17 protein-coding genes are annotated in these 18,133 nt (G+C 39.5%); 11 read left to right on the top strand and 6 right to left on the bottom strand.

Features of this window, described 5'->3' with window-relative positions:
- Positions 1-3 precede the first annotated feature (3 nt).
- Together Q8S11_RS15145 and Q8S11_RS15140 are read right to left on the bottom strand one after the other, a co-directional pair.
- Positions 4-378, bottom strand: coding sequence for a transmembrane 220 family protein (locus Q8S11_RS15145; protein ID WP_305662965.1), 375 nt, complete (start codon positions 376-378; stop codon positions 4-6).
- A 76-nt stretch (positions 379-454) separates the two neighbouring features.
- Entirely contained in the window at positions 455-1,273 is an 819-nt protein-coding gene (locus Q8S11_RS15140) for an MBL fold metallo-hydrolase (protein WP_305662964.1), read from the bottom strand.
- Positions 1,274-1,391: 118 nt separating this feature from the next.
- Here Q8S11_RS15140 and Q8S11_RS15135 point away from each other — a divergent pair, with 118 nt between their 5' ends.
- The 5 genes from Q8S11_RS15135 to Q8S11_RS15115 all read left to right on the top strand — a co-directional run bounded on the left by Q8S11_RS15135 (position 1,392) and on the right by Q8S11_RS15115 (position 4,536).
- Complete coding sequence (locus Q8S11_RS15135) at positions 1,392-1,946, top strand: hypothetical protein (protein ID WP_305662963.1); 555 nt, start codon at positions 1,392-1,394, stop codon at positions 1,944-1,946.
- A gap of 30 nt (positions 1,947-1,976) precedes the next feature.
- Positions 1,977-2,255, top strand: coding sequence for a dihydrofolate reductase family protein (locus Q8S11_RS15130; protein WP_305662962.1), 279 nt, complete (start codon positions 1,977-1,979; stop codon positions 2,253-2,255).
- On the top strand, positions 2,234-2,521 hold the full coding sequence (locus Q8S11_RS15125; protein WP_371135185.1) for a dihydrofolate reductase family protein: 288 nt from the start codon (positions 2,234-2,236) through the stop codon (positions 2,519-2,521). The genes Q8S11_RS15130 and Q8S11_RS15125 overlap by 22 nt, the downstream gene beginning before the upstream one ends.
- Before the next feature lie 88 nt (positions 2,522-2,609).
- A complete protein-coding gene (locus tag Q8S11_RS15120; RefSeq protein ID WP_305662961.1) occupies positions 2,610-3,497 on the top strand; it encodes a carbon-nitrogen hydrolase in 888 nt (295 codons plus the stop codon).
- Between the two features lies 1 nt (position 3,498).
- Positions 3,499-4,536, top strand: coding sequence for an agmatine/peptidylarginine deiminase (locus Q8S11_RS15115; protein WP_305662960.1), 1,038 nt, complete (start codon positions 3,499-3,501; stop codon positions 4,534-4,536).
- A gap of 490 nt (positions 4,537-5,026) precedes the next feature.
- Here the strand turns inward: Q8S11_RS15115 and Q8S11_RS15110 are convergent, their stop codons facing one another.
- The 4 genes from Q8S11_RS15110 to Q8S11_RS15095 all read right to left on the bottom strand — a co-directional run bounded on the left by Q8S11_RS15110 (position 5,027) and on the right by Q8S11_RS15095 (position 9,002).
- Entirely contained in the window at positions 5,027-6,166 is a 1,140-nt protein-coding gene (locus Q8S11_RS15110) for a putative sensor domain DACNV-containing protein (RefSeq protein WP_305662959.1), read from the bottom strand.
- 58 nt (positions 6,167-6,224) lie between these two features.
- Entirely contained in the window at positions 6,225-7,241 is a 1,017-nt protein-coding gene (locus Q8S11_RS15105) for an LLM class flavin-dependent oxidoreductase (RefSeq protein WP_305662958.1), read from the bottom strand.
- 112 nt (positions 7,242-7,353) lie between these two features.
- A complete protein-coding gene (locus Q8S11_RS15100; RefSeq protein WP_305662957.1) occupies positions 7,354-7,989 on the bottom strand; it encodes a polymer-forming cytoskeletal protein in 636 nt (211 codons plus the stop codon).
- Positions 7,986-9,002, bottom strand: coding sequence for a hypothetical protein (locus Q8S11_RS15095; RefSeq protein WP_305662956.1), 1,017 nt, complete (start codon positions 9,000-9,002; stop codon positions 7,986-7,988). Before Q8S11_RS15095 ends, Q8S11_RS15100 begins: the two co-directional genes overlap by 4 nt.
- A gap of 271 nt (positions 9,003-9,273) precedes the next feature.
- Between Q8S11_RS15095 and Q8S11_RS15090 the strand changes: the two genes are divergently transcribed.
- The 6 genes from Q8S11_RS15090 to Q8S11_RS15065 all read left to right on the top strand — a co-directional run bounded on the left by Q8S11_RS15090 (position 9,274) and on the right by Q8S11_RS15065 (position 18,044).
- On the top strand, positions 9,274-10,122 hold the full coding sequence (locus tag Q8S11_RS15090; protein ID WP_305662955.1) for a M23 family metallopeptidase: 849 nt from the start codon (positions 9,274-9,276) through the stop codon (positions 10,120-10,122).
- 4 nt (positions 10,123-10,126) lie between these two features.
- Positions 10,127-10,504 (top strand): polymer-forming cytoskeletal protein, encoded by a 378-nt coding sequence (locus Q8S11_RS15085; protein ID WP_305662954.1) that lies wholly within the window; start codon positions 10,127-10,129, stop codon positions 10,502-10,504.
- A gap of 210 nt (positions 10,505-10,714) precedes the next feature.
- Positions 10,715-12,382: an alkaline phosphatase PafA gene (gene pafA, locus Q8S11_RS15080; protein ID WP_305662953.1), complete on the top strand. Its 1,668-nt coding sequence runs from the start codon at positions 10,715-10,717 to the stop codon at positions 12,380-12,382.
- 193 nt (positions 12,383-12,575) lie between these two features.
- Complete coding sequence (locus Q8S11_RS15075) at positions 12,576-13,178, top strand: RNA polymerase sigma factor (RefSeq protein WP_305662952.1); 603 nt, start codon at positions 12,576-12,578, stop codon at positions 13,176-13,178.
- An 86-nt stretch (positions 13,179-13,264) separates the two neighbouring features.
- Positions 13,265-14,407, top strand: coding sequence for a FecR family protein (locus tag Q8S11_RS15070; protein ID WP_305662951.1), 1,143 nt, complete (start codon positions 13,265-13,267; stop codon positions 14,405-14,407).
- 307 nt (positions 14,408-14,714) lie between these two features.
- On the top strand, positions 14,715-18,044 hold the full coding sequence (locus Q8S11_RS15065; RefSeq protein WP_305662950.1) for a TonB-dependent receptor: 3,330 nt from the start codon (positions 14,715-14,717) through the stop codon (positions 18,042-18,044).
- Positions 18,045-18,133: the final 89 nt, after the last annotated feature.

Raw genomic sequence — 18,133 nt, 5'->3', positions numbered from 1 at the left:
ATCTCAAATCCCGCCCGACCAAAAATAATTCAAAGCAAGAGCGGCAGAAATAATCAGCAGACCAAAAAACTCCCTGGTCATTTCAATATAAGGCTTTGTTGCCTGCATACTTTCAGTAATGCTTGGTTGATTATATTTGAAAATCCAGTCTTTAACCCCATCCTTCCTAAAGAATAAAATTAAAGCATAAATCAGGTAAAATCCAATCAGCAATAAATAAAGCAGAGGGAAAAACAATCCAAAACCTGCAAGTCCGCAAAAAACAGAAGCCGCCAGGTAAATTGGAACCCAAAGCCAGGAATCATTGTCATTCACATTAAACCAGGCAAAGACAAGGAAAGAAAGACAGAAAATAATATTCAGGATTATTAAGACCATGATTGATTAATAAAGCTGATTCGAATATAAACATTCAGACTGATTGCATCAATGATTTTTTCCCAACCTTACGATGTCAGAATAAGGAAAATTGAATTGCTTCAGAATTGGATCTTTTTGCAGGCAGATCAGAATCTGCGATACGATAAATTTCGGATTCCCGGTCTCTTGATGCCACAGTAATTATAGTGCTGCATTTTACCTGTTTAAACAACTCCATCACTGTTCGGGGATCGTTATTATCCCTGGAAAGGTGCGAAAGCAAAAGATGACTCATATGTGTTCCATTGGCTGAAAAAAGATCAAGTGCCTGCTTATTTGAAAGATGGCCATCCCTTCCCTTGATACGAGCTTTTAAATGATAAGGATATCTCCCATTATCCAATAGATATTCATCATAATTTGCTTCAAGAAATGCAGCATGGCATTCGCCAAAATACCGGATAACATGTTCACAAGGAAAACCAATATCCGTGAAGACACCAACGGTAAAACCTTTGCTCTTTATCGTAAAACTATGTGGCTCAGTAGCGTCATGAAATTTAGGGAATGGGGTAATGACAAGATCGCCTATATTCACCGCTTGATGTGCTCTAAAGGTTCTGATCAGATCAGAATCCAAAATAAGCCGCGATCGGTTAAGTGTCAGATCAGTAATGTAAACCGGCAATCTGTATTTTTTAGCAATTACCGTAATTCCCCGGATATGATCTGCATGTTCATGCGAAACAAAGATCGCCCTGATTTTATTCATTGCGAGCCCCAGCCGATCCATCCGTTTTTCAGTTTCACGGCAGGAAATCCCTGCATCAACAAAAATTGCATCTTGCTCATTTTCAAGATAATAACAGTTGCCGTTACTCCCTGAATTTAAAGATGCAAAACTTAATGCCATTCGTGTTAAAAAAAAATTTGAATTTAGTTTGGCCATAAATTTACAGAAAAAGGATTAAAGACATCAGCTTATGTATTTATATTAGCCGGAGAAATAAATCAATCTGCTATTGAAACTTATGAATATAAAATCATTTTCTCCCGGAATTCTGTTTTTGTTTGCTGTCTTCCTATTGCATAGCAACAGTGCAATTGCTCAGCAAAGACGTTTGATAAATTATACTGAAATAAGTGCTCTGATCCATGGCAGCACCTCATTGACGGGCAACCCAACATTTAATGGATTCAGAACACGTACAGGGGTTACTAAACTCCTGAATGAAAATTTTGGAATTGGATTTGCATTAGGGACTGATAACTATCGCAAATCGGGTGGAGGAAATTACAATACCCTCCCTATCACACTTAATGCATCATATTATATCGACCCTCAACTTAACGGACTCAAATTAGATGCCTATGGCGGCTATGCAGTAAAGCTTTTCAATAATCTGAACAGAGGTCTGACAGCAGGAGCAGGTATCTCCTATTCAATACCTGTAAATCCCGGGCTCAATCTTGGACTTCAAACAGGATATAATTATCAAAAGATCGACTTCCCCACCAATTTTCAGGTTTCAGAGAACTTTGATATTGGCAGTATCCGCCTGGGACTTGGTTTAACATTTAAATAAGTTTTTGTTTTAAATAATCAGAGCTTATTCATGACGAGAAACGTTATTCTCTTTATAGCAATGAGCCCCGATGGTTATATCGCCAAAGAGGATGACACCATAGATTTTCTATCGAAAGTTGAGAGCCCAGGTGAAGATTACGGATACGCTGAATTTACAAAAACGGTCGACACAATAATCTGGGGCAGAAAAACATACGATAAGGTTAAAACATTTGGAATTGAATTTCCTTATAAAGACAAAAAGTCTATGTATTCTCTAAGTCCAAAACAGGATCAGAGCTTCATATTCAATACTTTAACGATGTAAAAGCTCTTATCGCAGACTTAAGAAAAGAACCGGGAAAGGATATCTATTGTGATGGTGACTCCGAAACTATCAAAGAAATGCTAAAGTATTCACTAATCGACAAAATGATTATTTCAATCATCCCTCACCTTCTGGAAAGCGGGATCAGGTTATTCAGGGATGGCCTGCCTGAACAAAACATCAAGCTTGTTAATAGCCAAACCTTCGCTTCAGGACTTGTGCAACTAAGTTACGAAAAAGCTAATCTAAAGGCTGACAGGGTTTAAAACCCTGTCAGCCTTCTCGTTAACCCTGCCAGCCTTATTAAATTAAATTCATTAATTTTGCAGCTTTACGGTTCCTATAAGATTCCATATGTCAAAAAGTACCTATAAAATTGCTGTGATTCAGCTTAACCTCAATGATATTGCGGAAAACAATTTAAATAAATGCCTGAGCTGGGTTCGTGAGGCTGCAAAAAAAGGAGCCGAAGTAATCTCACTGCCAGAACTTTACAGCAGTCATTATTTCTGCCAGTCTGAAGACACCGCAAATTTTGCTCTGGCAGAACCACTCTACAGCACCTCATTTATTGCTTTCAGTGCACTGGCAAAAGAACTTGGTGTAGTGATTATTGTTCCTTTCTTTGAAAAAAGAATGGCCGGCATTTATCATAACAGTGCCTATATCATTGATACTGATGGTTCGGAGGCTGGATTGTACCGAAAGATGCATATTCCAGACGATCCACATTTTTATGAGAAATTCTATTTCACTCCCGGAGATATCGGTTTTAAAACTTTTCCAACAAAAAAAGGAAAGATAGGTACGCTGATCTGCTGGGATCAATGGTATCCGGAAGCAGCCAGATTAACGGCTTTGCAGGGTGCTGAAGTACTTTTTTATCCTACGGCCATTGGCTGGCATCCGCTCGAAAAGGAACAATATGGAGAAAAACAGCATGGGGCCTGGATGAATGTCATGAAAGGACATGCCGTTGCAAACGGGGTATATGTTGCTGCTGCAAACCGTATTGGCCTCGAACAATATTTACCCGATACTGCAGGGATTCAATTCTGGGGTTCATCATTCATTGCGGGTCCGCAGGGAGAGATACTTGCCCAGGCCTCCCACGATCAGGAAGAGATTCTTATTGCAGAGGTCGACCTCGAGTTACAGGAAAATGTACGTCAAAACTGGCCTTTCTTCAGAGACAGAAGAATTGATGCCTTTGGCGATATCACAAAAAGAGCCATAGATTAATATGAGTACAGGTAGAAGATTTCCTGCTGAATGGGAAAAACAGCAGGGTATATTACTTTGCTTTCCACACAATGGCAATGACTGGCCGGGCAAATTTGCCGCTGTACAATGGGATTTTGTCGAATTCATCAAAAAAATAGCTGAATTTGAAGAAGTCTTTCTGTTGGTCAGTGATGAAAAACAGAAGAATAGAGTCTCTGAGATGCTGGAAAAGGCTCATGTAGATCTTGAAAAGCTGAATTTTATTTTTCAAAAAACCAACCGAAGCTGGATGCGTGATTCTGGTCCGATTATCGTTAAAAATGGTAATAAAAGGGAAGCTTTAAATTTCCATTTTAATGGCTGGGCAAAATACAGGAACTATACACTCGACAGACAGGTACCATCAAGTGTAGCCAATCATCTTAACATACCGCTGACACCTGTTTTTCGAGATGGCAAACCGGTTATTCTTGAAGGAGGCGCCATTGATGTAAACGGAAAGGGTACCCTCCTTACTTCAGAAGAATGTTTGATGCATCCGGATATTCAGGTAAGAAATCCTGGATTTAGTCGCGCGGATTATGAGGCGGTCTTTAGGGAGTACCTTGGAGTGAGCAATGTAATCTGGCTTGGGGATGGAATCACCGGAGATGATACTCATGGACATATTGATGATCTCTGCCGATTTGTGAATGAGCATACGATTGTCACCGTTATAGAATCAGATCCTAAGGACAGCAATTATAAAGCATTACAGGATAACCTGAAACGGCTTCAGGAGGCAAAATTAGAGAATGGAAAATCACCAAAAATTGTAATCTTGCCCATGCCTTCCAGGCTTGATTTCGATGGACTCCGTTTACCTGCCAGTTATGCTAACTTTCTTATTTTAAACAAGTCAGTCCTTGTACCGGTATTTAATGATTACAGAGACCGTGAGGCATTGAATATTATTGCAGGATGTTTCCCTGACCGAAAGATCATTCCAATAAATGCAACAGACCTGATCTGGGGATTTGGGACCTTGCACTGTTTAAGTCAGCAAATACCGGAGTAGAGAAATTACAGCATAATCATAGGTTGGATTGAGTTTTATTTAATTTAACCTGAGTTCGACAGAAGAAAGAGTAAAAAAATACTTTATAATCGGTCAGATTAGGCTCTGGAGCATAATAATTTGATTTTGGAAAGCAGCGCCTGTGTTTTATAGGCTAGTTCAGCCCTTTCCTCCGGTTAGTTCCGGCAAGAAATACTTATTATTTCAAATTACCATTAGCCGGAAGCTACCTCCTCCGGCAAGGTTTATTTTACACGGAGCTGTTTTTCATTGGGACGGATAGCATGACGCTGCTGGTACGGGCGTGCCACGCGTCCCATGAATGAACTAAATAAGTACACGCGACACATCTGCGCTAGCATGGGAAATTAAAGCAGAATAACAAGTTGGATAGAATATTATATATAATTTAATGCCTGGTAATAAACATTCCTGAATACGCAAATCTCATTTTCAAATTTGCTAATTTTCAAATCTTCAAATCTTCAAATTAGAGCAGCAAACTATCTATCCTGTGGGCATGTACTATATTCTCACAGGGTGACCAGGTAAAGATGGTAAAGTGTCCATCCTGAGAAGCTACCAGTGCAATAGAATCACGCTGATCATGGACAAATTGTGCTGCAGAAATATGTCTTGTACCTCCACTACTTGCAGGATTTACAATTTTTCCTTCCCCACCAACCACAGGTTCAGTTAACAACACCCGTTCAACTCTCGGACTCCCATCTATCCTGCTGATTTTAGCGCCAAAAGCCAGCACCTCATAATTATCAGTAATTACTGTTGCACCGTCAATTGCTGTAAGACCGGCAATGCTTTCAATTTCCCGGCTAAGTTCCCCGAGCCATACACTTGATGTCCATTTATTCTGATCATCATTCATCAGGTCAGTCAGTCCGGCGAATGCCGGATAAACAGCATATTTAACAGGCTTTAATATAGATTCACGCCATGTATCAGTACCTGCAGGAACGACTAGTAAAATTCCACCATGTTTGTGTGCACGCATTGAGGTGGCAAGCTGGATCAGCACGTTTACAGAATTATCATCAGATTCTGACGTTAAACCAAGTAATGAGGTCAATAACATCGGGCAATCCGGTAAATTTGCGCTACTCTCATCGACCACCTTGATTTGGTCACCGCGGAGTACCATTATATTGGTATACTTTCCAAAGCCACGCATCCTTCTATGTTTTATAACCAGCAGACCGGGTTCAGAAACATCCAGTACAAAACAGCAATTAGGGATTTTATGAGTCGTTCCCCAAATATACAAGCCGTTTTCATCATACCATACTCCCAAATGAATACCGGGGCGCTCCACCCCCGGACCAAGTTTAGTGAGCACTTTGCTGTTAAAAGCAAGTTTTTGCTCGAACTGAAGTGCAGAACCTGCCTGTTCAGGGGAAAGGAAAGCAATTGAAATTTTTGGAGAATTACCCTCCTCTCTTCTTAAGCTTGCCCAGAATGCTATATCTAGCATAATTTCAATCTGTATAGCCGATGGTGCAGCTGCCAGATCTGGCTCACCTCTTTGCATTGCCTCATCCAAATGGTCTGCAAAATGTTTTTCCGCAATTAATGCAACAGCAGATGCAGCTTTGTATGTTGATAGACTAGACATAGTTTAGAAATTCAAAAAATATTTTCCCTCTGTCATGATTGAATATACATGAGATTCTTCAGGATACCAATTCCGAGATAATTTCATAGGAACGAACCCTTGTTTTATGATCAAAAATATGAGAATTAATCATAATCTCATTAACTCCGGTTTTTGAAACAAATTCAGACAGAAGGGATTTCATTTTAGCTCCTGAACCAATGAAGGTATATTTGAGCATTTGCATCACTGCAAACCTTTCTTGTTCATTCCAGATCATATCCATTGAAGCTACTGGCGCTTGAAGACTTGTCCGTTTTCCTCTGATTACATTCAGAAAAGCAGTAAACAAAGAAGTGGCCTGAAATTCGGCTTCATCATCAGTTTCTGCTGCAATGGCATTTACACAAGCTATCGCGTAGGGTTTCTTCAGTGACAAAGATGGCCTGAAACTTTCACGATAAACCTGCAATGCAGAAAATAGCTGAGCTGGTGCAAAATGACTTGCAAATGCAAATGGCAAACCTAAAATTCCGGCTAACTGGGCACTGTAGGTACTGGAACCAAGCAGCCATATTGGAATATCCAGGCCTTCCCCGGGGATTGCTCTCACTGCTGACTCTGAATTATCTGATGACAAATATGATCTCAGTTCCATCAGACTTTTTGCAAAATCTTCTCCCGCACCTTCCAGGTTTCGGCGTAATGCCATAGCAGTTAACTGATCAGTACCCGGCGCGCGACCGAGTCCGAGATCTATTCTTCCTGGAAATAAAGACTCAAGTGTACCAAACTGCTCTGCAATAATCAAAGGTGCATGGTTGGGTAACATAATTCCACCCGAACCAACCCGTATAGAGTTTGTGCCGGCTGCAATATGCGAGATCAGAATGGAGGTGGCTGAACTCGCAATACCTGCCATATTGTGATGTTCAGCTATCCAGTACCTGGAATATCCGAATTTTTCGCAATTCCTGGCAAGATCCATACTATTCTTAAACGAGTCGGAAGGGCCTTTCCCTGACAAAACAGGAACCAGATCCAGAACTGAAAATGGTATGGTTAAATTTGAGTCCGGGGCAGAGGTTTCTTCCATAATTGTACAGGATATTCCAGTAGATTATATCCCGGAAATATCCTTCAAAATTATGATTTTAGATTTCATTTAAGGAGCTGCTTATAATCTTAGTGTCAAAATAGAAGCAGAATCAATACCAGCTGTTGGTATTGGGTTTGTTAGCTTCCTCCTGATCGGCCGAAGGCACAACTAACTTAGTCTTAGTCACAGGAACCGGCGCCCGCTTATTCACCTCAGATGGTCTGTCATGTTGACTTGTTGGTTTGGCAACAGCTTCCATTTCGGTTTCAGCCGGCTCAGAAATCAAATAAGGCAAAGAAATAATCTCTTTCTGGCTTTTTGGAGGGAGCCTGTTCTCAACCTTCTCAATAAGATCGCGCTCATCAATATTCCCTTCAATCCGGATCATCCCATTTATAGTACATCCAGGTTCTACATTTATTGATTTAGCCCTGATATTCCCGCATATTATGGCCGAGCTTCTAATGATTGCTGACTCGGTGGAGATAATATCCCCAATTACTTTACCATGAATATTACTTGTCCTGGAAGTGATATTACCCGATATTTCAGCACCTGAAGCTACGGTAACTTCTTTCAGGGAATATATGTTCCCAATTAATCGCTCGTCGAGCATTACAGAAGTTGATGAAATAAAATTGTCTTCAACCCTGATTATCGTAGTGTGAAAGTCTGCAATTATCTCCTTTTGGCGGTCTTTTTTATCGAGATACTTCTTAATAAAATTTACAGCCCGGCCGATCATTCCGTCAGAGTAGTTACTACAGTTGTAGCATTACCAATATCCAAACCAACGGAGGATTGCTTTTTACCACCTGAGACACGAAGTGAATTTAGTGTATATCCCTTACTTGCAAGGCTGGCGGGATCAGATACAAACTCAAGTTGAGCGACATCACCAAACTCATTTTTAAAGCATTCAACCAAATCCTGATATAACATTGCACCGCCGCAGAGATATACCTTGTTGGATTTCATCAGGTTTGCATCTGTGATGACATTTCTCAGATTTGGAGAAATAACTTCGTTATAATATGACCTTAAGACATTTTTTCTGATTTCTTTCAGATCAACATTCTTTCTGTTCAAAATAATATAACCTTTCTGGAAGGCTTCATCCATCAGGTGTGCATTTCTGAAACCAAGGTAATGGCTCTTCTCAAGCTCACTCATCATCATATTTACAGCATACTTTAACCCATGAGTACTGACCATAGTCTGTTCAACAATTCCTGATTCCATACTAAGAACTGATTCAAATGTCCCGAATCCACAACTTAATACGAAGAAATTCCCTTCAGCCTGATGTTCACCTTTTCTTAATGCAATGGTACAGCCTACAATCTCAGGTATTACCTCAACATTCTGAACATCTAAAATAACAGATCTCTTCCCGCTGTTGCTGTAAGTAGATGCATCAAATTCAATGATATGGGTCTTCTTCAGAAATTCTGTTGCCATATCTTTGTATATCCTGTAAGTAGAATACGGAAAACCTGTTGTGATCGTTAATGGCTGCTCAGCTGAATCTGATATCAAGAGCAATGCAGCTTTAACAAGTAACTGATAATCGAGATCTGTTGGAGCCGAATTAATAAACTTATGTGGCAGTTGACCCTCACTCATAGCTAGATTACCACATATATACCACTGATTCTCATGAAAGATCTTTAAACCATTCAATAGGTCCTTGGATGTATTACTGAGATTGGCGTTACTATTTTCTATTAAGCTGGAAAACGACTGAATTGCAAACATTCTGTTATTTTAATTAGAGTTTATATATGTGTTAATTTCAATTTTACTAAATTTCGTTTCAAAAGAATAAAATTTCTTGAAAGGATATATATATTCATAATGAGAGAATACGAAGCAAACAAATGCACTCTAAATTAGGATAATTTTATTGAATTAGAATAAACATATAATTAAATTGATAAAATGTTTTAAAAAAACAATAAAATGCTGTATCATAGCTTTGAAAATGTATGTAGGATAAAATAGCTTTTATCCATAAAAAACAAGATAAATGATATTTTCAAAATCAGATTTCAGTACTGTTTTGATAGTAGGCTCAAATAAAGGCGAAACAAAATCACTCCGCGTCAAAACAAAACACATCAACCGCTTAAAACATTATGCCCTTAGCATTGGTATTACTATCTTTATTCTAACCTGTACAATAATTTTCCTATCACTTGAAATCAGTAAGATTGAAAAGGAAAGAATTGCCTATAACCGGGAGATCGCCCATTTAAAAAAACAGATTCCACCACCAACCGATAGTACCCAGGCGCGTAACTATATTCAGAACATTGAAAACAAGCTAAAAAAAATCAATCAATACCTTATTAAAAGAGGCATAAAAGGTTTTACTGTGGATGAGGTTGGTGGCAATAATGAATCTTCCTCTGAACTCAGTCCGGAAGAAACCTATGCATTATATGATGAACGACTTGAAGATTTTATCCTTGGTGTTGCCTTCACCCCTATGGGATATCCTGCAAATTATGTGATTAATTCAGCCTTTGGTTACCGGGGTGATCCAATCAGGCGGGGAAGGGTTGAATTTCATCCGGGTATAGATTTTAAGGGCCGGAAGGGCGACGCAGTTAAGAGTACTGCAGACGGAAAAGTTGTGATTGCAGGTTGGTTTCAGGGATATGGCCAATGCGTAAAGATCAGACATCAAAATAATCTTGAAACTCTTTATGGCCATTTATCAAAGGTTAATGTGAAAGTAGGTCAAACTGTAAATACAGGACAGGTGGTAGGGCATGTGGGATCAACCGGACACTCTACCGGAAACCATCTTCATTACGAAGTGAGGAAGAATGGGAAACCTGTCAATCCAAAAAATTTCCTAAGTATAAATTAAACAAATGGCTGGTTCTAAAAACGGACAAACTACATCTGCCCCGACACTGATCAGTAAAGGTTGTGTAGTCCATGGCAGAATAGAGTCGGAAGTTTTTGTGAGAATTGATGGCAATATCAAAGGTGATCTGATAATTGCCGAGGGCTTAATCATTGGTGAGGACGGAATAATTGAGGGAAATATTAAGGCCAGGGAAATTGTAGTTTTTGGAACCGTTAACGGAAATGTTACTGCAGATTCCATTGACATAAAAAGCTCAGGCAACATTCTGGGCGAACTTCATACAAACTCCTTACAGGTTGAAACTGGTGCTATCTATATTGGGAATGTGACTATGGATAACATACAGGTTAAAAAAGAGGGTACTCCAATCTCAAAATAATACTTATTGCCTGTTGTGATTTTCTTTCAAGCTATAAATCCATGAAACCCTTATTCTCCTTGCCAGAATCTATAGTATAATTTTACATATGGACTACTCTAATAAAGCGACATTTGCATAAGCAAAAGATGTACAAAAATTCTTCGTAACTGATCTATGAAAATTCAACATACAAGACAATAAACCAATCAATTATTTATCCCAAATCCAATGAGAATAAAGTTCCTGTTTTTTACTTCATTAGTACTGGCAAGCTTAACTAGCAGTGCACAGCAATCAAAAACACAAACACCTGTCAGGAATACCAGCGTCCCCCGTCCAAAATTAGTGGTTGGAATAATGGTGGATCAGATGAGATGGGATTATTTATACCGTTTCTACGAGCGTTATGGAAACGGAGGATTCAAGCGAATGCTGAACGAAGGGTTTTCCTGTGAAAACGCCTACATTAATTATATACCAAGTGTTACCGGAATTGGCCATGCTACAGTTTATACCGGCTCAGTACCCGCAATTCATGGTATTGCAGGGAATGACTGGATTATACAGGCGACAGGAAAAAACATGTATTGCTCGGCCGATTCAACAGTAAGCACGGTGGGAAGTAATTCAGTAACAGCCGGAAAAATGTCACCAAAAAACTTACTGGTAACAAGTATGACCGATGAATTGAGGCTTGCTACGAATTTCAGATCTAAGGTAATCGCTATTGCATCCAAAGACCGCGGGTCCATTATTCCCGGTGGGCATAGTGCCAATGCGGCATATTGGTACGATGGAAGTTCCGGAAACTGGATAACAAGCACCTATTACATGAACCAACTTCCCGATTGGGTTACGAAGTTCAATGAGCAAAAATTAGCAGAAAAATATTTGAAGCAGGATTGGAATACCCTTTATCCTATCGATACTTATATACAAAGTACTAAGGATGATGTTCCTTATGAAGGCAAATTCCCTGGCATGAGCACATCTACATTTCCTATAAAGACTTCGGAAATGCTGAACAATGGTTTAGGCCTAATCACCAATACCCCCTATGGTAGTTCCCTGACTCTGGATCTTGCAAAAGCTGCCGTTGAAAATGAAGCGCTTGGAGCAGATGCAATTACAGATTTTCTTGCAGTCAGTGTTTCTTCACCCGATTATGTAGGACATCAGTTCGGCCCAAACTCTGTTGAGGTTGAAGACACCTACCTGCGATTAGACCGCGACCTGGCAGTATTCTTTAGCTATCTTGACACAAAAGTCGGAAAAGGAAATTATACTGTATTTCTTACAGCTGACCATGCCGCTCAACATAATGCAGGGTTTTTAAATGACAATAAAATCAGTGCCGGGGTATTCCCTACTGGTACAGTGTTAAGAGAATTAAATAATCAGCTTGAGGCTGAGTTTAAGTTTAAAAATATTGCACTGAGTTTTAGCAATTATGCAGTAAGTTTCAATTATGCAGTAATTAATGCAAATAAATTAAACGAAGAAGCAATCAAGAAGAGCACGATGGAATTCCTGAAAAAGCAAGAAGGTGTTGCTTTTGTAGTTGATATTCCAAATGCTCAGAATGCTACCATTCCGGAAGTTTATAAAGAAAAAATAATAAACGGGTATCATCCTGAACGTAGCGGGGTTATACAGATTGTACTGGAACCAGCCTGGTATTCGGGCTCATCGCCCAGAGCAACCGGAGCAACCCATGGAACCATGAACCCGGCAGACACACGTATCCCAATGCTTTTCATGGGCTGGGGAATCAAACAAGGGAAAACAAACCTTTCATATAACATGACTGATATTGCTCCTACAATCAGTGGAATCCTGCGTATTCAGGAACCAAACGGCAATATTGGGAGGGTAATAAACGAAGCGATTAAATAAAGCTTCCTTGCCTGGAAAATGATTCCGGCAAATCAGGTAAAAAAAACAGGCTCCTTTATACCAGGGGCCTGTTTTTTTTACCTGATTTGATATTTATGAAAAGCTATAATCAAATCACTCAAACGCTCTTGTTACAATTTCAAATTGTTATTTTAAGGCAGAATTAATATATTCGTTTACGCGTTGCATTAATATGAGTGTTTATAGTTCCCTTACTGACAATCATTTACTGGATTATATCAAATCGGGTGACCAGTTGGCATTCGCTGAGATATACGAACGGTATTGGGGACTTATGTTTCATCATGTCCTTAAAATGACCGGTGATAAGGATGAAACAAAAGATCTTGTTCAGGAACTATTCACAAACCTTTGGCTGAATGTGGAACATATAGAGCCCGGAACTAACTTGTCTGCCTACCTGTATGTTTCCGCAAGAAATAAAGTAATCAATCTTATCAGACATGATAAAATAAAGAACAACTACTTATCTTCCTTAAGCCATTTCGCCAGCTATCATCAGAATTCAGTGCTTGACCAATTAACTGCTAAAGATCTTTCAATTGCTTTAGAAAGAGAAATACAGAACCTTCCATGTAAAATGCGGGAAATATTTGAACTAAGCCGCAAAAAATACCGCACTCACAAAGAAATTGCTGAAGAACTGCACATATCTGACAAAACAGTTAAAAAGCAAATTAATAATGCCATTAAAATCCTGCGCTTAAGGTTAGACATTTTTATACTCATCCTTAGCATCTGCCTCAGCCTGGCAAGCGACATCTCAAGCCTATAATAATTATAAGGCTTTTGAAATTTATTTTCGATTTATCTACTACCTGTCCCGTTTAAAATTGTCTTATCATAATATATACAATAATTATGACCGGACCGGAAGCCAAACAGCTCCTAAAAAAATATAATCAAGGTAATTGCACAACTGAGGAAAAGGCCTTGGTGGAGCATTGGTACCAATCAGAATCATCAAAACAATCGGTACTCTCAGAACAGGATGATTACAGCACTGAGAAGCTAGAGATGTGGTCTGAAATTAGTAAGATGAGTGGTATTAAAACTCAGAATAAGGGCTTACGAATTATGCTATGGGGAACTTCAATTGCAGCAGCAGTTTTAATCGCGATCAGCATTAGCAGCAACTTTTTAAAAGATAGTGAGCCCGAATTAGTACAAACGGAAAATATCAATAATGTTTATGACAAAAATCCAGGCAGCAATAAAGCGGTATTAACACTCGCAGATGGGTCCAAAATTATCCTTGACGATGCAAACAAAGGCACTATTGCAGAACAGGGTGGGATTAATATAAGTAAAGCCGCAGATGGATCTATAATTTATAATATGCCAGAAATGGCAGGACTTAGCTCAGAGACAGTTCTATTCAATACTATAGAAACACCAAAAGGCGGCAAATATCAGATCATTTTACCTGATGGCTCCAAAGTTTGGTTAAACTCCGTTTCCTCACTTCGTTTTCCGGCCATTTTCAATGGAAAAGAACGAAATGTAGAACTTACAGGAGAAGCATTTTTTGAAGTTGCAAAAAATACAGAAACACCTTTTAAAGTAAAGACTAACGATATGAATGTGTTTGTAACCGGAACCCAGTTTAATGTAATGGCCTATGCCGATGAAAACTATAGTGCCGCTACACTTGTAGAAGGTTCTGTTCAGGTAAGCAATATCAGTAGCAACATTACTCTCAAACCAGGTGAACAGGTAGTTTCAAATCAAGGATCGAAACTAAGTAAGAGTACAGCAGATGTTGAGCAAAATATAGCATGGAAAAATGGATTGTTTCAATTCAACGATACAGATATGCGCACGGTGATGAACCAAATTAGCAGGTGGTATGATGTTTCGGTCGAATACAAAGGCTCTGTTCCTGAAAAACATTTTGGAGGTTATATATCCCGTGATTCGAAATTATCACAGGTCTTAAAAATACTCGAAATCAGTGGCGTTAAATTCAAAGTCGAAGAGAAAAAAATTATTGTTTTACCTTAATTATATAGCCTATGGACCCATAAATCTACTCCAAAAAAAGGCCCAAAAAAAATCCGGAAACGTTGCAGCGTTCCCGGAAATAAAATAAAGGGGCTAAAAACACACTGTTAAGTAATATTCTATTCACCCTAAATCATGTAAAGTTATGCAAATTAATGCTTTTTGCAAAAAAGAACCTTTCAGTAAGCTGGGCAGGTTCTCTAATTCTCATTTTATACGAGCAATAAAATTCATTAGTCCGGATTTTTTTCCGGTTTTAGTTACAGAACTTAATCAGGCCAAATTAACAAGGCAAATTATCCTGAAGATGAAATTAACCGCTGTTGTATTATTGATAGCCTGTTTACAGGTAAGTGCATCAGGATTTGCCCAAAAGATTACGATATCAAGGCAGAACGCTCCGGTTGAGCAAGTCTTGAAAGAGATAAAAAAACAAACGGGTTATTTATTTTTTTACAATCAGGAATGGATTAAACAGGTAAAGTCAGTTGATATTGATGTGAAACAAGCCTCAATTGATGAAGTTCTTAAAATTTGCTTTTATAACCAGCCTGTGAATTATTCAATTGTTGATAAAACAATTATTCTATCAAAAAAGGAGCTGTTTACACCAAATTCTGAACTTCAAATCATTAAAGAAGCCCCTCCAAAAGAAGTAAAAGGAAAAATCACAGATGCTACCGGTGAAACCCTCCCGGGTGTGAGTGTTCGAATAAAAGGCACAAATACAGGTACTACTACTGATCTAAATGGTAATTATACTATTACGGTACCTGAGGATAATTCTGTGTTGGTATTTACTTATATCGGTTATGTAACCAAAGAAGTGGTGGTTAGCAACCGTTCTTCGATTGATGTAACTCTTGAAGCAGCCAATACCGCATTGACTGAAGTTGTTGTGATTGGTTATGGTACTTCTAATTTAGCTAATTTAACCGGTTCAGTTTCTACGGTGGATGTAGAAAAAGCAATGTCCTCGCGACCTGCGACCAACGTTGCTTCAATGCTTGAAGGTCAGGTTTCAGGGGTATTTATTCATACAAATTCGGGACAGCCGGGGGCTGAAGGGATGAATGTACTGATCAGAGGTCAGGGAAGTATGGGAGATTCACAACCACTTGTAATTGTGGATGGCCTGGAATCTTCTATGGATAATATCAACCCATTTGATATCGAAAGCATTAGCGTGCTGAAAGATGCAGCTTCTGCATCTATCTATGGAACAAGAGCTGCCAATGGGGTAATTCTTGTTTCAACAAAACGAGGAAAAGAAGGACCAATCCAGATAAGATACAATACCTATTTTGGAAAGCAAGACCCGACTGCTGTTCCCGACTTTCTTGGTTCTGCAGATTATGCAGAGCTTCACAATGAGGCCAGGGCAAATGCCGGATTATCCCCAACCTTTACCGCTGATGCCATTGCCAGATATAGAGCTGGGAATGACCCCAACTTCCCAAGCACCGACTGGATGAGTGTATTGTATTCAGGATCAGGTGGCTCACAATATCACGGACTGGATTTTTCGGGTGGAACTGAGGCTACCAGATATAACATCTCCATGGCATATAACGAGCAAAAAGGTGTGATAAAGTCAGTTGATGCAGAACAATTAAACTTCCGCTTCAACGTTGACAATAAGATCAATAAATGGCTAAATGTGGGTATTAATACCGCACTAAACCGTGCAGTAAATACCCTTCCCTTAACCGGTCCGGAACTTACCCGTGGAGGTGACCTGCAGCAGTTCTACAATTCTGTCACTCATATTCCTCCTACTCAAAAACTTAAATTAGCTGACGGCTCATGGTCAGGGGAATATCCGCTTGGAAATTTTGCAGCATGGATTGATCAGGGGAACCTAAGGGCAATCAAGGGCAATCAATTAGTAGGTACTATATTCTCAGATGCAAAAATCATAAAAGGCCTTTCCTGGAGAAACAGAGCGAGTTTGGATTATACGTTCCGGGAAACTACCAACCATATTTCTCAGTTTACTTATGGTGGCGGACAAGTTTCAGGCCCTTCCTCAAATCAGGAGATTTTGGACAGGTTCGGAATACTTGATATGGAATCTTTATTGAACTATGATAACAGGTTTGGCAAACATGGTGTAAAAGGCCTCGCGGGTGCATCAACCAGAACCGAGGACATGTATTCTACCATGGCCTTTCGCCTGGGCTTTCCGTCAAATGACCTCACGGCAATCAGTGCAGGTAGCACTGCCGGTCTTTTAAATTCAGGCACGAACAGAAGAGCAACGCTGGGCTCTTATTTTGCAAGAGTAAACTATGATTATGATGGCAAGTATATGTTCGAGGCTAATATAAGGAGAGACGGTTCCTCAAAATTTGCGAGAGGAAATCGCTGGGGATGGTTCCCTTCATTTTCTGCAGGATGGGTGATGAGCGATGAGAGTTTCATGAAAGATATAAACTGGCTTAATTTCTTAAAATTAAGGGCATCATGGGGTCAGTTGGGGAATCACAGAATAGCTGATTTCATGTATTTACCTCTAATCACATTAGGTCAGAATTACGCTTTCGGTGGTGCAAGTGCCACAGGTGCAGCACAGACCACTGCAAACAATCCAGATATTACCTGGGAAACAACCACTGAGAAGAACATTGGTGTAGACCTTAAAATGTTAAAGAACAGAATCTCATTAAGCATTGATGCTTACGATAGGTATACCGATGATATCCTGACTGTTGTCCCTGTATCAGGAGCTTTCGGCTTGCCTGCTCCTACAGTTAATTACGGAGCAATGAGCAATAAGGGCATCGAAACTGAGATGAGGTATTCCAAAATGAAGGGTGAATTCCAGTTTGATGTTTCCCTGAATGGTTCATATAACAAAAACAACGTAGAAGAATATTTCAGCAGGGATATTTTCGATGTTGCCGGCGAAGGTGGTGCAATTGTAAGAGAGAAAGGAACACCCTGGAACTCCTACATAGGTTATGAGTGGGATGGCTATTTCATGAGCGACGCAGAGGCAAAGGCAGGAGCTGTTCACCATCCAAGTGTTGGTGCCGGAGATTTAAAGTTCAAGGATCAGAATGGAGATGGTAAAATTGATGGAAATGACCGGGTTGTCCTTGGAAATACAGTTCCAAAATTCACTTATGGTATGAACCTTGGTTTCAGATACAAAGGATTTGACTTCTCAACCTTTTTTCATGGCACAGAAGGTGTATCAAGGTACTTGAGAGTTCGTGGTTATATGCCATTTATGCGAAACGGTAAAGCTTTGAGCATGCACCTTGATCGAATGATAGTACAAAACGGAGTAGTTGTAAAAGAAGGTTATTTCCCTAAAACACAACTGGAAGGTGGTGCTGGAGGAAAAAATGTGGTTGCCAGTGGATTTTCAATACATGATGCATCTTATCTGAGGATGAAAAATATCCAGCTTGGGTATACTATACCAGCTTCCTTAACAAAAAAGGCATTTATTTCGCGGGCAAGACTATATCTGAGTGGTGAAAACCTGCTTACTTTCACTAAGTTCCCTGATGGATATGATCCGGAAGCAAATAATACGGCATTCCATGGGCATGTTTTTGGAGGTGCTGCAGGCTGGAGTTATCCTCAGGTGAAATTCTACACAGTTGGTCTGAATGTAAACTTCTAATCATTGGAGACACAGTATTAATTGTTTTAATAGAAATTTAAGGTTATGAAACCATCATGATTTATCTAAAATCCGCAGGGTAAATTCAA

This window comes from Daejeonella sp. (assembly GCF_030695525.1).
Classification (GTDB): Bacteria; Bacteroidota; Bacteroidia; order Sphingobacteriales; family Sphingobacteriaceae; genus Daejeonella.
Note: the sequence above shows the minus strand (reverse complement) of the source record. Positions and strands in the feature narration are given on the sequence as shown.

Coding starts and splice junctions, on each gene's coding strand:
- Q8S11_RS15085 (WP_305662954.1), top strand. CDS start 10,127: ATGGCTGGTTCTAAAAACGGACAAACTACATCTGCCCCGACACTGATC.
- Q8S11_RS15110 (WP_305662959.1), bottom strand. CDS start 6,166: ATGTCTAGTCTATCAACATACAAAGCTGCATCTGCTGTTGCATTAATT.
- pafA (WP_305662953.1), top strand. CDS start 10,715: ATGAGAATAAAGTTCCTGTTTTTTACTTCATTAGTACTGGCAAGCTTA.
- Q8S11_RS15090 (WP_305662955.1), top strand. CDS start 9,274: ATGATATTTTCAAAATCAGATTTCAGTACTGTTTTGATAGTAGGCTCA.
- Q8S11_RS15115 (WP_305662960.1), top strand. CDS start 3,499: ATGAGTACAGGTAGAAGATTTCCTGCTGAATGGGAAAAACAGCAGGGT.
- Q8S11_RS15100 (WP_305662957.1), bottom strand. CDS start 7,989: ATGATCGGCCGGGCTGTAAATTTTATTAAGAAGTATCTCGATAAAAAA.
- Q8S11_RS15095 (WP_305662956.1), bottom strand. CDS start 9,002: ATGTTTGCAATTCAGTCGTTTTCCAGCTTAATAGAAAATAGTAACGCC.
- Q8S11_RS15070 (WP_305662951.1), top strand. CDS start 13,265: ATGACCGGACCGGAAGCCAAACAGCTCCTAAAAAAATATAATCAAGGT.
- Q8S11_RS15120 (WP_305662961.1), top strand. CDS start 2,610: ATGTCAAAAAGTACCTATAAAATTGCTGTGATTCAGCTTAACCTCAAT.
- Q8S11_RS15140 (WP_305662964.1), bottom strand. CDS start 1,273: ATGGCATTAAGTTTTGCATCTTTAAATTCAGGGAGTAACGGCAACTGT.
- Q8S11_RS15145 (WP_305662965.1), bottom strand. CDS start 378: ATGGTCTTAATAATCCTGAATATTATTTTCTGTCTTTCTTTCCTTGTC.
- Q8S11_RS15065 (WP_305662950.1), top strand. CDS start 14,715: ATGAAATTAACCGCTGTTGTATTATTGATAGCCTGTTTACAGGTAAGT.
- Q8S11_RS15135 (WP_305662963.1), top strand. CDS start 1,392: ATGAATATAAAATCATTTTCTCCCGGAATTCTGTTTTTGTTTGCTGTC.
- Q8S11_RS15130 (WP_305662962.1), top strand. CDS start 1,977: ATGACGAGAAACGTTATTCTCTTTATAGCAATGAGCCCCGATGGTTAT.
- Q8S11_RS15105 (WP_305662958.1), bottom strand. CDS start 7,241: ATGGAAGAAACCTCTGCCCCGGACTCAAATTTAACCATACCATTTTCA.
- Q8S11_RS15075 (WP_305662952.1), top strand. CDS start 12,576: ATGAGTGTTTATAGTTCCCTTACTGACAATCATTTACTGGATTATATC.